Annotated in this window: 14 protein-coding genes; 10 read left to right on the top strand and 4 right to left on the bottom strand. The window is 71.6% G+C overall.

Going from position 1 to position 14244, the window contains the following annotated elements:
• The first annotated feature begins 3 nt into the window (after positions 1 to 3).
• On the top strand, positions 4 to 300 hold the full coding sequence (locus tag ABH927_RS06050; RefSeq protein ID WP_370018814.1) for a DUF4031 domain-containing protein: 297 nt from the start codon (positions 4 to 6) through the stop codon (positions 298 to 300).
• On the opposite strand, the gene ABH927_RS06045 is transcribed toward ABH927_RS06050, so the two are convergent.
• A complete protein-coding gene (locus tag ABH927_RS06045) occupies positions 290 to 901 on the bottom strand; it encodes a metal-dependent phosphohydrolase (protein ID WP_370018812.1) in 612 nt (203 codons plus the stop codon). The genes ABH927_RS06050 and ABH927_RS06045 overlap by 11 nt on opposite strands.
• A gap of 139 nt (positions 902 to 1040) precedes the next feature.
• Between ABH927_RS06045 and ABH927_RS06040 the strand changes: the two genes are divergently transcribed.
• The 5 genes from ABH927_RS06040 to ABH927_RS06020 are packed head-to-tail and all read left to right on the top strand — an operon-like array spanning position 1041 to position 5876.
• Complete coding sequence (locus ABH927_RS06040) at positions 1041 to 1925, top strand: AAA family ATPase (RefSeq protein ID WP_370018810.1); 885 nt, start codon at positions 1041 to 1043, stop codon at positions 1923 to 1925.
• Complete coding sequence (locus tag ABH927_RS06035; RefSeq protein ID WP_370018808.1) at positions 1922 to 3055, top strand: VWA domain-containing protein; 1134 nt, start codon at positions 1922 to 1924, stop codon at positions 3053 to 3055. The genes ABH927_RS06040 and ABH927_RS06035 overlap by 4 nt, the downstream gene beginning before the upstream one ends.
• Positions 3048 to 4163: an XdhC family protein gene (locus ABH927_RS06030; protein WP_370018806.1), complete on the top strand. Its 1116-nt coding sequence runs from the start codon at positions 3048 to 3050 to the stop codon at positions 4161 to 4163. Before ABH927_RS06035 ends, ABH927_RS06030 begins: the two co-directional genes overlap by 8 nt.
• Positions 4164 to 4199: 36 nt before the next feature.
• Positions 4200 to 4796: an NTP transferase domain-containing protein gene (locus ABH927_RS06025; RefSeq protein ID WP_370018804.1), complete on the top strand. Its 597-nt coding sequence runs from the start codon at positions 4200 to 4202 to the stop codon at positions 4794 to 4796.
• A 45-nt stretch (positions 4797 to 4841) separates the two neighbouring features.
• Positions 4842 to 5876 (top strand): LLM class F420-dependent oxidoreductase, encoded by a 1035-nt coding sequence (locus ABH927_RS06020; protein WP_370018803.1) that lies wholly within the window; start codon positions 4842 to 4844, stop codon positions 5874 to 5876.
• Positions 5877 to 5994: 118 nt separating this feature from the next.
• On the opposite strand, the gene ABH927_RS06015 is transcribed toward ABH927_RS06020, so the two are convergent.
• Positions 5995 to 6555 (bottom strand): TetR/AcrR family transcriptional regulator, encoded by a 561-nt coding sequence (locus ABH927_RS06015; RefSeq protein ID WP_370018801.1) that lies wholly within the window; start codon positions 6553 to 6555, stop codon positions 5995 to 5997.
• A 77-nt stretch (positions 6556 to 6632) separates the two neighbouring features.
• On the opposite strand from ABH927_RS06015, the gene ABH927_RS06010 reads away from it, so the two are divergent.
• The gene (locus ABH927_RS06010; RefSeq protein WP_370018799.1) at positions 6633 to 8204 is read left to right on the top strand and encodes an MDR family MFS transporter; all 1572 of its coding nucleotides are present in this window, start codon (positions 6633 to 6635) and stop codon (positions 8202 to 8204) included.
• Here the strand turns inward: ABH927_RS06010 and ABH927_RS06005 are convergent.
• Both ABH927_RS06005 and ABH927_RS06000 read right to left on the bottom strand, forming a co-directional pair.
• The gene (locus ABH927_RS06005) at positions 8153 to 10165 is read right to left on the bottom strand and encodes an NPCBM/NEW2 domain-containing protein (RefSeq protein ID WP_370018798.1); all 2013 of its coding nucleotides are present in this window, start codon (positions 10163 to 10165) and stop codon (positions 8153 to 8155) included. The two genes, ABH927_RS06010 and ABH927_RS06005, sit on opposite strands and share 52 nt — an antisense overlap.
• A gap of 121 nt (positions 10166 to 10286) precedes the next feature.
• Positions 10287 to 12131, bottom strand: a complete 1845-nt coding sequence (locus ABH927_RS06000) for a glycoside hydrolase family 9 protein (RefSeq protein ID WP_370018796.1) — start codon at positions 12129 to 12131, stop codon at positions 10287 to 10289.
• A 62-nt stretch (positions 12132 to 12193) separates the two neighbouring features.
• On the opposite strand from ABH927_RS06000, the gene ABH927_RS05995 reads away from it, so the two are divergent.
• The 3 genes from ABH927_RS05995 to nusB are packed head-to-tail and all read left to right on the top strand — an operon-like array spanning position 12194 to position 14242.
• On the top strand, positions 12194 to 13243 hold the full coding sequence (locus ABH927_RS05995) for an aminopeptidase P family protein (protein ID WP_370018794.1): 1050 nt from the start codon (positions 12194 to 12196) through the stop codon (positions 13241 to 13243).
• A 26-nt stretch (positions 13244 to 13269) separates the two neighbouring features.
• Complete coding sequence (gene efp, locus ABH927_RS05990; RefSeq protein WP_370018793.1) at positions 13270 to 13830, top strand: elongation factor P; 561 nt, start codon at positions 13270 to 13272, stop codon at positions 13828 to 13830.
• A gap of 1 nt (position 13831) precedes the next feature.
• Positions 13832 to 14242: a transcription antitermination factor NusB gene (gene nusB / locus ABH927_RS05985; RefSeq protein ID WP_370018791.1), complete on the top strand. Its 411-nt coding sequence runs from the start codon at positions 13832 to 13834 to the stop codon at positions 14240 to 14242.
• The last annotated feature ends 2 nt before the right edge of the window (positions 14243 to 14244 follow it).

Genomic DNA, 14244 nt, shown 5'->3' with positions numbered 1-14244 from the left:
GCTGTGAGCGTGCTGATCGATCGGCCGAACTGGCCCGGCCCCCGGGGGCTGCTCTGGTCCCATCTGGTCAGCGACGAGTCGCACGAGGAACTGCACGCGTTCGCCCGGCTCCTGGGGGTGCCCGAGCGGGCCTTCGACCGGGACCACTACGACGTGCCGGAGACCGTCTACGAGCGGGCGGTCCTGCTGGGCGCCGAGCCGGTGTCCAGCCGCGAGCTGGTCCTCCGCCTCCGCGCCTCCGGCCTCCGCCGCCCGAAGACGCCCAAGGCACCCGAGACGCGGCCGGTCGCTAACCGCTGAGGGCGGCGAGCTCCCGGGTCATGTTCTCCCTGGCCCGCCGCTCCCACAGATCGCGTCCGGCGGCCGTGCCGTAGAGGGGGTCCTCGCCGAGGAGCGCCCGCAGGACGGCCGACCTGCCGGTCCGGAACAGCTCGTCCGGCACATGGCGGTACTCCTCCCGTACGGCTCTCGCGTACGCCTCGTACTCCTGGAGGGAACCGCCGAGGACGGACAGGTCGGCGTCGCACAGCACGGCCGCGTTGGCGTCGCCGGGGTCATAGGCGTGCCCGGCCGTCACCCGGACGATGCGGGCCACCTCCCGGACGCGCGCCGGGGCCACTCCGCACGCCGGAAGCCTCGCCTCGGCGAGCTGTGCGCTCCTCTCCTCGTCCCATCCCGGGCGGCCCTCGTAGACGGCGTCGTGGAACCAGGCGGCCAGCCGTACGGCGCCGGCGTCCTCGGCCAGGGCGGCGAGCGGCTCGATCGCGGCGAGGACCGCCCGCAGGTGGGTGGTCGTGTGATAGCGCCGGTGCGGCTCCGCCCACCGCGCGCTCAGCTCCGCCGCCAGCGCGCTCACCGCGGGAGAGCCGTGAAGCCCGAGAACAGGCCCGAGGGTCGTCACCGGAACAAATCTAGACTCCACCCTCCCGGTGACGCATGGGGGGCACTGTGTGATCGTGGCAATGGTGGGCACGGGCACCCGCCTTTGTTGGCGGAATCGGCCAGAGCGGGGCGGAACCGGCTGCACGTAGCCTGAGGGTGTGCTGCGGCGGACAATCACGGCGTCCGACATCGACTCGCCCGCCGATGTCGCGGAGCTGCTCGACCAATGGGACTACCTGGCGGACGAGGGGCTCGCGACGGCGGTGTTCCTCGCCCTGAGGATGGGCCGCCCGCTCTTCCTCGAAGGGGAGGCGGGCGTCGGCAAGACGGAGCTGGCCAAGACTCTGTCGGCGATCCTCGGGGCGCCGATGATCAGGCTGCAGTGCTACGAGGGCCTGGACGCGGCGCAGGCGCTCTACGACTGGGACTTCGCCCGCCAGCTCCTGCACCTGAAGGCCGCAGAGGCGGCGGGCGCGACCGATGTGAGGGCCCTCGAAGGCGAGATCTACGACAGGCGGTTCCTGATCGCCCGTCCGCTGCTCCAGGCCCTGGAGACCACGCCGAGCGTGCTGCTCGTCGACGAGATCGACCGGGCGGACGACGAGTTCGAGGCGTTCCTCCTCGAGGTCCTGTCCGACTACACCATCTCCATCCCCGAGCTGGGCACGATCAGCGCGGCGGCCCCTCCGGTCGTGGTCGTCACCTCCAACCGGACCCGCGAGGTGCACGACGCGCTCAAGCGGCGCTGCCTCTACCACTGGCTGGAGCACCCGGGCTTCGACCGGGAGGTGGCGATCCTGCGCAGGCGCCTCCCGGAGTGCGCCGAGCGGCTCGCGACGGACGTCGCGCGGGCCGCCGGGCGCCTGCGCGGAGCGGACCTGGTCAAGCCGCCCGGCATCGCCGAGACGCTCGACTGGACCGAGGCCCTGCTGACGCTCGGCGCCACCGCTCTCGACCCCGGCCTGGCGGCGGCGACGCTCGGGGCGGTGCTGAAGCACCGCGAGGACCAGGAACTCGTCCGGGGGAGCGGGCTGCTCGCATGAACCACGAGGCCGTCCGCCGACCGCCGCCCGGGGATGACGCCCTGGTCGCCACCATGACCGGGTTCGCCCGGACGCTCCGGGCCGCCGGGGCCGGGGCCGACCACCAGCGCACCCAGAGCTTCCTCACCGCCCTCGGACACCTCGACGTCAGGGACGCTCACGAGGTCTACTGGGCCGGCCGGCTCACCCTCTGCGCCGGACCGGAGGACCTCCCCAAGTACGACCGGTGCTTCGCGGCCTACTTCGCCGGAGCCCGGCCACCCGCCCGCCGCGCCGGGACGACCGTGTCCGTGACCCGCCCCGTGGCCGTGCCGTACGGCTCCCGCGAGCGTGAGGAGAGCGGTGAGCCCAGCGGGGTGCCCGCCACGGCGAGCGAGGCCGAGGTGCTGCGCCACCGGGACGTGGCGCGGATGAGCGAGGCGGAGCGGCGCGAGGTGCACCGGCTGCTCGCCCTGCTCCGCGGCACGCGGGAGCGGCGCGTGTCCCGGCGGTTCACCCCGTCCCACAGGGGCGTGCTGGATCCCCGGCGCACGGTCAGGGAGGCCCTGCGCGACGGCGGGGAGCCGGCCCGGCTGCGGCGGCGCGCGCGCCGGGACCGGCCGCGGCGGGTCGTCATGCTGGTGGACGTGAGCGGGTCGATGGCGGCCTACGCCGACACGATGCTGCGCTTCGCGCACGCGCTGGTGCGGGCCGAGCCCCGGGCGACCGAGGTGTTCAGCGCCGGGACCCGCCTCACCAGGATCACCGCCGAGCTCCGCCACCGCGATCCGGGCGTCGCCATGGACGCCGTCTCCGCCGCAGTGCCCGACTGGAGCGGCGGCACCCGGCTCGGCGAGGAGCTCAAGGCGCTGCTCAGACTCTCGGACCCGCGCGGCGCGGTCGTCGTGATCGCCTCGGACGGGTGGGAGAGGGGCTCCGCGGAGCCACTCGGCGCGCAGATGGCCCGGCTGTCGCGGCTCGCCCACCGGGTGATATGGGTGAACCCGCACAAGGGCGACCCCGCCTACCAGCCGCTGACCGCCGGGATCCGGGCCGCCCTGCCGTACGTCACGGACTTCGTGGCCGGTCACAGCCTAGCGGCGTTCGAGGACCTGGCGGTTCTGCTGGGGGGAGGGCGTGCTCATGCGTGACGTGCTGGGGCAGATTTCGCGGTGGTGGGAGGCCGGTGAGCGGTTCGCGCTGGCCACGGTCGTCGGGACCTTCCGCAGCGCGCCCCGGCCGCCGGGGGCCTCCATGGCCGTCCTCGGCGCCGAGGCCGTCGGCAGCGTGTCGGGGGGATGCGTCGAGGGAGCCGTCTACGAGCTGGCCCACGAGGTCGTGGCCGGGGGTACGCCCGTGCTCCAGCGGTACGGCGTGAGCGAAGACGAGGCGTTCTCGGTCGGCCTGACCTGCGGCGGGATCATCGACGTGTTCGTGGAGCCGGTGTCGCGCGAGACCTTCCCCGAGCTGGGGGAGATCGCCGCGTCGATCGAGAAGCACCAGCCGGTGGCCGTGGCGACGATCCTGGCCGGGCCCGGGACGGCCGGGGCGCGCCGGGTCGTCTGGCCCGATCACGCCTCGGGGTCGCTGGGCTCGGCGCGGCTCGACGACGCGGTGGACGACGACGTCCGCGGCATGCTCGCCCAGGGGCTCACCGGCATCCGGCGCTACGGAGCGCAGGGAGAGCGGCGGCTGGACGACCTCCAGGTGTTCGTCCAGTCCTTCGCGCCGCCCCCGCGCATGCTGGTGTTCGGCGCGATCGACTTCGCGGCGGCCGTCGCGCGGATCGGCAAGTTCCTCGGCTACCACGTGGTGGTCTGCGACGCCCGGCCGGTGTTCGCGACGGCCAAGCGGTTCCCCGAGGCGGACGAGGTCGTCGTCAAGTGGCCGCACGACTACCTGTCCACGGTGCCGGTCGACGAGCGGACGGTCATCTGCGTCCTCACCCACGACCCCAAGTTCGACGTCCCGCTCCTGGAGGTCGCCCTGCGGACGCCGGCGGCGTACGTCGGCGCCATGGGGTCGCGCCGGACGCACGAGGACCGGCTGGCCCGGCTCCGCGAGGCGGGTCTGTCGGAGAGCGAGCTGGCCCGGCTCAGATCGCCGATCGGCCTCGATCTCGGGGCGCGTACGCCGGAGGAGACAGCCGTCTCGATCGCGGCCGAGCTGATCCGGCTGCGCTGGGGCGGCACGGGCAGGCCGCTCACCGAGACCACCGGCCGGATCCACGGGGATGTCCTGCATGATCACGAACGGTGAACCCGCAGGTGGGCGCGGGTGTGAGGGAACCCGCGCATGATCACGAGCGGTGAGGTGGCGGGGGTGGTGCTGGCCGCCGGGAGCGGGAGCCGGTTCGGACGGCCGAAGGCGCTGGTCGAGTTCGAGGGGGAGCGGCTCGTCGACCGGGCCGTGCGGCTGCTGGAGGACGGCGGCTGCCGTCCCGTCATCGTCGTCCTCGGCGCGGCGGCGGCCGACGTTCCGGGCGCGGTGGTCGTCCGCAATCCCGGCTGGGCCACGGGCATGGGCTCCTCCCTCCGGGTGGGGCTGGATTCGGTGCCCGCGTCCGCGCGGGCCGCCGTGATCGCCCTGGTGGACCAGCCGCTGATCAGGGCCGGCGCCGTACGCCGCCTGATCGGGGCCTTCGAGGCCGGGGCGGCGGTCGCGGTGGCGACGTACGGGGGCGCGCCCAGGAACCCGGTCCTCATCGCGCGGGACCACTTCCCGGAGGTCGCCGGGCTGGCCGTGGGCGACGTGGGGGCGCGGCCGTTCCTGCGGGCCCACCCCGAGCTGGTGACCCGTGTGCCCTGCGACGACGTGGGGGATCCGGCGGACATCGACGTCCCGGCCGATCTCGACCGGCCCGCCGTACCGCCGCGCCGGGCTGAGCGGTAACCTCTGCACTGCCAGAACAACGTTCGGTCTGGGAAGGACTGCGGAATGCGCATCGGGATGGCACTCAACTACAGCGGCGGTTTCAAGGAGACCGTGGCCGAGTTGGGCGACTACGAGAAGGCCGGGCTCGACATCGTGTTCGTCGCCGAGGTGTACACCTTCGACGCGGTCAGCCAGATGGGCTACATCGCCGCGCGCACCGAGCGCCTCCAGATCGCGTCCGGCATCCTGCCGATCTACTCCCGCACGCCCGCGCTGCTCGCCATGACCGCCGCCGGGCTCGACTACGTCTCCGACGGGCGGTTCACGCTCGGCATCGGCGCGTCGGGTCCCCAGGTGATCGAGGGCTTCCACGGCGTGCCGTACACCGCGCCGCTGGGCCGCACCCGCGAGATCATCGAGATCTGCCGCAAGGTGTGGCGGCGTGAGCGGCTGGAGCACTCCGGCAAGCACTACACGATGCCGCTCCAAGGGGGGACCGGCCTCGGCAAGCCGCTCAAGCTGATCAACCACCCGGTCCGCGAGCGGATCCCCATCGTGATCGCCGCCATCGGCCCGCAGAACGTCGAGCTCACCGCCGAGCTGGCGGAGGGCTGGGAGCCGATCTTCTTCATGCCGGAGAAGTCCGGCGACGTGTGGGGCGCGTCCCTCGCCGCCGGCAAGTCCCGCCGCGACCCCGCGCTCGGCGAGCTGGACATCATCGCCCAGGCCGTGCTGGCGATCGGCGACGACGTCGACGACGTCCTGGAGCTGGGCCGCCCGATGGCCGCCCTCTACATCGGCGGCATGGGGGCCAAGGGCAAGAACTTCTACAACGACCTCGCCCGCCGCTACGGCTACGAGAAGGAGGCCGAGCAGATCCAGGACCTCTACCTGGAGGGCAAGAAGGACGAGGCGGCCGCCCTGGTCCCGCGCGAGCTGCTGGAGAAGATGTCGCTGGTCGGCTCGGAGGGCCACGTGCGGGAGCGGCTCGCGGCGATGCGGGAGGCCGGAGTGACCACGCTCAACGTCACCCCCTTCGCCCGCACCCACGAGGAGCGCCTCGCGCTCATCGAGAAGATCAAGGATCTCGCCGCCTAAACCCCGGCGTGATCATGCACGGCTTCCCGGCAAGGCCTCGCGACCTGCCCTCACAGTGATCGTGATCATGCACGGATTCCCGCGCCCCCCTTCCCGCCTGCGCGGCCACCGGTGGTGATCATGCGGGTGGCGAGGAAACAAGGCAGGCGCGGAACGCCGCCTCCAGCCGCGTCTCCAGCGCGGCCGGATCGGCGTCCCGGAGGCTCTCGGGGCCGAGGAGCCGTCGCAGCGACCCCACACCGAGGAGGATCACCGTGGCGAGCAGGGCCCGCTCTCTCGCCCGGGGCCCCTCCAGCCGCGCGCTGATCGCGTCCACGAGGCCCTCCTCGACCCGCGCCCTCAGCACCGCCCGGATCTCGGGGCTCATCCCCGCCCGGTCGATCATCCGTACCAGCGACTCCGGCGCCCCCGTGCGGAGCCGCTGGGCGACGCGCCCCGCCAGCCGCGCGGGGAGCCCGGCGGGGTCGCCCTCGATCACCGACTCGATCGTCGAGCCGGTGACGAGGACCTTCGCGAACAGGCCGGCTTTCGACCCGAAATAGCGGTTGACCAGAGCGACGTTGGCATCGGCCGCCGAAGCGATCATCCGCATCGTCACCTGGTCGTAGCCGTGCTCGGCGAACAGCTCGCGGGCGGCCCCGAGGATCCGCTCGCAGGTCGCCTCCCGGTCTCGTGTCACGTTGCGCACACTACGACATGTAAACAAGCGTCTACTATGAAAGGGACAGGACGGACGTAACGGCGAGGGGGATCCCCGTGACGCAGGAGCTCGTCCGGGAGGACGCGCCGCGCACGTACACGCACCGCGAGATCATGGAGATCCTCTCCGGGCTCCTGCTCGCCCTGCTCACCTCGATGATCTCGACCTCCGTGGTCGGTACGGCACTGCCGACGATCGTGGGGGAACTGGGCGGCCAGGAGCAGCTGTCATGGGTCGCCAGCGCGACGCTGCTGACGATGACCGTCTCCACCCCGCTGTGGGGCAAGCTCTCCGACATCTTCGGCCGCAAGCTGATGTTCCAGGTCGCGCTCGGGCTGTTCGTGGCCGCCTCGATGGTCGCCGGGCTGTCGCAGAACATCGGCATGCTCATCGCCGCGAGAGCCGTACAGGGGCTGGGAACCGGCGGCCTGTCCGCGCTCGTCCAGGTCATCCTGGGCGACGTCGTGCAGCCGCGCGAGCGGGGCCGCTACTCGGGCTACGTGGGCGCGGTCTTCGGCGTCTCCACCGTCGCCGGGCCCCTGATCGGCGGCTTCATCGTCGACACCGACTGGCTCGGCTGGCGGTGGTGCTTCTACGTCTGCGTCCCGCTCGCGGTGGCGGCCTCCGTCGTCATCCAGAAGGTCCTGCGGCTGCGGCACGTCAAGCGGGACGTCCGGCTCGACGTCTGGGGCGCCACCACCATCACCGGCGGGGCGACGGCGCTGATGCTGCTGCTCTCGCTCGGCGGCCACGAGTTCGGCTGGGGCTCCCCCTGGGCGTACGGCCTGGGCGCGCTGAGCGTGGTGCTGTTCGGGCTGGCGGTTGACGCCGAGCGGAGGGCGAGCGAGCCGATCCTGCCGCCGCGGCTGTTCCGCAGCCGGACGTTCGTCCTGGCGAGCACGGCCTCGCTGCTCGTGGGAATCTCGCTGTTCGGCGTGATGATCTACCTGCCGCAGTTCCTGCAGATCGTCAAGGGGCTGAGCCCGGCCCTGTCGGGCGTCATGACCCTGCCCATGGTCCTCAGCCTTTTCCTGGCCTCCATCATCTCCGGGCGCGTCGTCACCCGGACGGGCCGGTGGAAGATCTTCCCCATCGCCGGCATGATCCTCGTGGCCGCGGGGCTCTGGCTGCTCTCACTGCTGAAGGCGGACTCCGGCTACGTCGTGATCGGCGTGGACATCGCGGTCCTGGGCGCGGGGCTGGGCATGTCCATGCAGATGCTGATCCTCGCCGCGCAGAACGCGGCGGAGGGCCGGGACATGGCGGTGAGCACCTCCGGCGTGGCCTTCTTCCGCAGTCTCGGCGGCGCGGTGGGCGTGGCCGCCTTCGGCGCGATCCTGACCAACCGGGTCAAGGACGAGATGGCCGCCATGCTGGGAGCGGCCCACGTCAAAGCCACGAGCGTGGCGCTGGGCACCCCGGAGGCCATCCACCACCTCCCCGCCGCCGCGCGCCGGATCGTGATCCAGGCGTTCGCGTCGGCGATGAGCACGGTGTTCCTTCTCGGGGTGCCCGCCGCCGTCCTCGGCCTCGTCGCCGTGGTCTTCCTCAGGGAGGTGCCCCTCCGCTCCTCCCGTCAGGCGGCCTTACAGGTGAGCACCGGGCCGGCCCAGTCGATCCGGTCGTAGCTGTTGGTGTCGCCGCCGACCGTTCCGACCAGGCGCAGGAAGGTCGCTCCGGTGAGGTCCGCCGTGAGCGTCGTGGCCGGGTCCTGCCAGGTGCGCAGGCCGCTGTCGGCCCGCTTGGCGTCGTCGGCCCAGACCTCCGCGGTGATCGTGCTCTGCCCCGGCACCGTGCGCGGGTCGCGTTCGTCGTCCACGCCCACGTCCGTCGTGAGCCCGGTGCACCGGCCGGCGAGGTAGAAGACGATCTGCACGGGCGCGTGGGTGCCGAGGCCCTTGGGATAGGCCACGCCGTTGATCTTCATGGGTTTGCCGTCGCCGGGTTTGGGACCGCCGTTCGACATGTCGTGCTCGACCGGCCCGTATCCGTTGCTCGCCCAGGCCCAGGCGACGGCGCCGAGATCGGAGGTCCCGGCGGGCGGGGCGGCCGGCACCGTCAGTGCCTCGGTGACGTTCCTCGAAGGCCCGTTCTGGGAGGTCAGCGTCGCCGTGAGCCCGGCCGTGCCCGGGGGCGCGGACGCGGGGGGCGTGACCCGCCATTCGGCCGACAGCGACTGGCCGGTGCCGAGCGTCGCCCGGCGAGCGGGCCGGTCCGGCTGGATCGACCACCCCGTGGGGGCGCTGAGCCTCAGGCTGGGGAGGATGAGGGGGATCCGGCCGAGGTTGGTGGTGGTGACCTTCGCGGTGAAGGCGCGGCCGGGCGGGGTGATCGTCCCCGGGATCCCGGCCACCGTGGGGGAGACGACCAGGCCCAGGTCTGCGGCGGGCGGGGTGCGCCACCAGTCGGCCCGCGGCCTGACCCGGTACATCACGGTGGCGTGGCCCGGCACCGTCGCGCTGATCGCGCCCGCCGTCTCGGCCTCCTTGTGCCGCCACAGGTCGCGCAGCACGTAGGCGGGCCGCCGGGGAAGGCCGAGCTCCTGCGCCGTCGTGCCGAACGTCGCGGTCGTGTCGGTCTCGTTGAACAGCGCCACGGCGACGTCGCCGTCCTTGAGGGGCTTGACCATGATCCAGTGCCCGTCGTCGTTGCGGAGCACACGGCCCTGCACGCCGAGCGGATCCTGGTCCACGCCGATGACGTCCTTGTTGAGCAGGATCTCCATCGTCTGCGGCGTCGCCTTGCGCAGGTCGGTCCCGATGAGCAGGGGGGCCGCCATGATGGACCACAGGCTCATGTGCGAGCGGTATTCGGCGTCCGTCATGCCGCCGTTGCCCACTTCGAGCATGTCCGGGTCGTTCCAGTGCCCCGGCCCCGCGTACGGCGCGAGCGGCGCGTTCAGCTTGAAGATGTTCAGCATGGAGACGTAGCCGTCGCTGATGTCGCCGGTGGTGCGCCACAGGTGACCGACGTCCTTGCCCCACTCCCAGGGCTTGTTCTGGCCCCACTCGCAGATGCTGAAGACGATGGGGCGGCCCGTCTTCTTCAGCGCGTCCCGCATCTTCGTGTAGCGCTCGAGCGCGGGCCTGCCCTCGTTGTTGCAGTTGTCGTACTTCAGGTAGTCGACTCCCCAGTCGGCGAACGTCTGCGCGTCGACCTCCTCGTGGTCGAGGGCTCCCGGCATCGTCTTCGCGCAGGTCTGCGTGCCCGCGCTGGTGTAGATGCCGAACTTCAGCCCCTTGGAGTGGACGTAGTCGGCGAGCGCCTTGATCCCGCTGGGGAAGCGCTCGGGATGCGCCCGAAGCCGCCCTGTCCCGGGGTCGCGTTCGGGCGCCGCCCAGCAGTCGTCGACGTTGACGTGGTCGTATCCGGCCTGCTTCAGTCCCGACGTGACGAAGAAGTCCGCCATGTCGCGGATCATCTTCTCGTCGATGGCGCAGCCCGTGGAGTTCCAGTTGTTGAAGCCCATGGGCGGGGTGAGCGCCTGCCCGTCGTCCAGGGCGATGGCCGCCTCGGGCGTGACGGCGGCCACCGTACTGAAGGCGCAGACCGTCGCCGCAATGACGATCGCGCTCAGTGCTCTTCGCACGTGCATCCTCCTCATCTGGGCGCGACCGCGCCGCAGATCGGATCTTTACACACGTGTTAACAGAAGAAAAGCACTTTTGTGGCGATAAATCCCCAGATAGGTCGGATGAATGAGGGGTCGGTCAGTCCATCAAGGTCAGGGCGTAGAGGGCGATGGCGGCGAAGTCGTCGGCGGGCTCGGAGGCCTGCCAGGACCGGACGTCGTCCACGAAGCGCGCGCCCCGGCCGGTGAACCGCTCGTACTTGTCCCCGCCGTCCGGGCAGCGCCGCATCCCGTCCTCGAAGTCGCCGAGGCCCTCCTTGAACAGGCCCTCGCCGTTCGGGCCGTTGACGACCGCGCCGACGAGGATCGGGTGACGGCCGTCCTGGCGGCCGTTGATGTTGGCCACCTGGTGGTGCGGGCAGCGGATGAAGCTCTTCCCGGCCCCGACCATGAAGGACACGCCCCACGGGTTGGCGCCGAACACCCAGTTGCGCTGCTGGGTGCCGAAGGCGTCGTACGACGTGTCGTCCGTGACCGAGCGGTAGAGGCGCGAGGTGGCGGCCAGCCCGAAGGCGTGCGGCACCGAGTCGAACTCGGCGTGGTTCGCCCCGGCCCGGAAGGGGTCCTTCGCGGCCCGCTTGGCGCCGATCTCCAGCTGCGCCTTCAGGTCGCCGACCAGGTCGTCCTCCGACACGGCCAGACCCTTGGCCCCCGCGTCCCGCAGCGCGACCACCAGATCCCGGTGGGCGAGCGCGCTCACGTCGTACAGGTTGAGCGTGTCCCCGCCCGCCTCGTGGGCGAGATACTCCGAGGCCCAGTGCGCGGCCTGCTCCAGCCACCCGGACGCCCTGGGGTCGCCCAGCTTCGCCGCCGCGAGCGCGAGCTGCGCGCCGCCGAGCTCCATGTCGTCACGCCAGGCGGTCTCGGGGTAGAACGCGAACGGCAGCGACGTCACGAGCTGCTTGACGTTCTCCGTCTTGGCCATGCCGTACACACCGGCGGCCTTGTTCAGGAGGGCGTGGGCCTTCCGCTTGTCCGGTTCGAGCTGCGCCGCCAGCGCGAACGCGGCGGCCGTACGGCCGGCCAGGTTGGGGCTGATCTTCTCGCCGGGGGCGGCGGCCCGGAAGACGGGCCGCTTCCGCAGGTAGGGGTGCTTCTTGTCGTGGTCGTCGGCCTCGGGTAGCCGCCACACGTCGTGGTCGCCCGTGATCTTGTCGTTGCCCGACCCGAGGCCCACCTGGATGTAGAGGGTCTTGTTCTTCTCGTCCCACATCTTGTCGAGGTACTTGAGGCCGTGCCGCGCCTCGGCGGCGAGCGCCCTGCCCGAGCCCCCGTCCCGCTCCGCCGCGAAGATCAGGGTGTCCACGTAGGCCAGGATGTGGGTGAACTTCAGGTAGTCGCCGGCGTCGAACCAGCCGCCCTCGGCGTCCACCTTTCCGCCGATCTTCTTCAGGTCGCCCTTGATCTCGTCGGTGTCGGGGCCGGCGAAGGTGGGCCACTCATAGACGGTGGCCTTCCGGTCGTTCAGGTGGCTCGTCGCGCGCTTCAGGTCGCCCGGGATGACGTCCGCGCCGTCGCGCTGGCTCTGGAAGAAGGTCACGGCCTTGCGCGCGGTCTTCCCGAAGCGCGCGCCGATCCGGAAGGGCGGAGACGTGCGCCCCTCGGACTTGATCCGATAGCGGCCCGGCTCGCGCAGCGCGGTGAGGTCGAGGTCGTAGACGTGGGGGTAGCGGCTGTTCCACTTGCCGAGATCGGCGCCCGCGTGACCCTTCAGCACGGCCCGGCCGCGCTCGTCCACCACCGTGAACGCCGCGCCCGTCGCGGCGCCGGCCGACATGAGGTAGGCGTGCTTCGCCTCGCCCGCCGAGAACCCGACCTGGTCCACCCGGATGAACCCGGCGTTCTTCCCGGCTGCCGCCATGGCGGGGCTCCCAACCGTCAGGACGAGGGCCGCGAGGGCGCCGGCCGCGCGTAATCTCTTCATAGTTAAGGAACCTACCTAAACCCTGGCAAGAGGCACGGTCAAGCCCGGCGTAGAGTCCATTCGTGACTTACGCCTCCCGCCGCGTACGGCTGGCCGCGGCCCTCCCGGAGCACGACGTGACCGCGCTGCTCGTCACGCGGCCCGTCAACGTGCGCTACCTGACCGGCCTGGCGAGCTCCAACGCGGCGGTGCTCGTGACCGTCGCGGGCGACGCCGTGCTCGCCACCGACTCCCGCTACATCGAGACCGCCCGGCGTCTGTGTCCCGACGTCGAGCTGGCCGAGGCCAGGGACGTGGCCGGAACGCTGGCCGGGCGGCCGGGCCGGATCGCCATCGAGGCCGACCACATGGCGGTCGCCGAGTTCGAGCGGCTCCGCGCCGAGCGGCCCCTGACCCCGGTCAGCGGCCTCGTCCAGGGCGTCAGGACGGTCAAGGACGAAGGGGAGATCGAGTCGCTCCGCCGGGCCTGCGCGATCACCGATGAGGCGTTCTCGCTGGTCATCGGCCGCATCGCCCCCGGCGTGACCGAGCGTGAGATCGCCCGGTGGCTGGAGTTCCGGATGATGGAGCTCGGGGCGGAGAAGCCCGCCTTCGACTCGATCGTCGCGAGCGGCCCCAACGGCTCCATCCCGCACCACGCGCCGTCGGACCGTCCCGTCGAGCGGGGCGACCTGGTCACCATGGACTTCGGCGCGCTCTTCGACGGCTACCACGCCGACATGACCCGCACGGTGGCCGTCGGCGAGCCCGCCGGGTGGCAGCGCGAGATCTACGAGCTCGTACGGCAGGCCCAGCGCGCGGGGCGGCATGCCGTACGGCCCGGCGCGACGGCGCACGACGTGGACGCGGCCGCGCGGGGCGTCATCGCCGAGGCGGGCCACGCGGCGCATTTCGAGCACGGCCTCGGCCACGGGGTGGGACTGGAGATCCACGAGCTTCCGTTCCTGGGCCCTGACAGGACCGGTAGACTAGAGGATCGAGTTCCGATCACCGTCGAGCCCGGGGTCTACTTGCCGGGCAGGGGCGGTGTGCGCATCGAGGACACGCTGGTGACGCGTGACGACGGGCCGGAGCTCCTCACACTGACGACCAAGGAGCTGCTCGTCCTCTAGGGGCAGCCACACGCAGGAGATCTCACGTGGCCACGACGAACGACCTGAAGAACGGACTGGTGCTCAAGCTCGACGGCGGTGAGCTCTGGACCGTCGTCGAGTTCCAGCACGTCAAGCCCGGCAAGGGCGGCGCGTTCGTCCGCACCAAGCTGAAGAACATCCTGTCCGGCAAGGTCGTGGACAAGACCTTCAACGCGGGCGTCAAGGTCGACGTGGCCAACGTCGACAAGCGCGAGATGCAGTACTCGTACCTCGACGGCGAAGACTACGTCTTCATGGACACCGAGACCTACGACATGCTGAACGTCTCCCGTCCGGCGGTCGGCGACGCCGCGAACTACCTGCTGGAGAACATGCTCGCCACGGTCGCGATCAACGAGGGCAACGTGCTCTACGTCGAGCTTCCGGCCGCGGTCGAGCTCACCATCGCGGAGACCGAGCCGGGCCTGCAGGGCGACCGCTCGACCGGCGGCACCAAGCCCGCGAAGCTGGAGACCGGCGCCGAGATCAAGGTGCCGCTGTTCATCACGACCGGCGAGAGGGTCAAGGTCGACACTCGCAACGGCGAGTACCTCGGCCGGGCCTGACGTGTCAGCTCGGGGGAAAGCCCGACGCCGCGCGCTGGACATCCTCTTCGAGGCCGAGGCCCGGGACGAGAACCCGCTGAGCGTGCTCGCCGAGCGGGTCGAGCGGGCCGAGCCGCCCGTGAACGAGTACACCTCGGCGCTCGTCGAGGGAGTGGCCCGGCACCTCGACCGGATCGACGAGCTCATCTCGACCTACGCCGAGGGCTGGACGCTGGAGCGGATGCCGGCCGTCGACCGGAACATCCTGCGCGGCGGCACCTACGAGATGCTCTGGTCGGACGAGGTGCCCGAGGGCGTGGTCATCAGCGAGTGGGTGCATCTCGCGGCGGAGCTGTCGACCGACGAGTCGCCGCAGTTCGTCAACGGCCTGCTGGCCCGGTTCAAGCAGCTCAAGCCGTCGCTGTCGCTCTAACC

It is taken from the genome of Planotetraspora sp. GP83 (assembly GCF_041262585.1).
Taxonomy (GTDB): domain Bacteria; phylum Actinomycetota; class Actinomycetes; order Streptosporangiales; family Streptosporangiaceae; genus JAOEGB01.
This window is presented reverse-complemented; position numbering and strand designations above follow the sequence as displayed.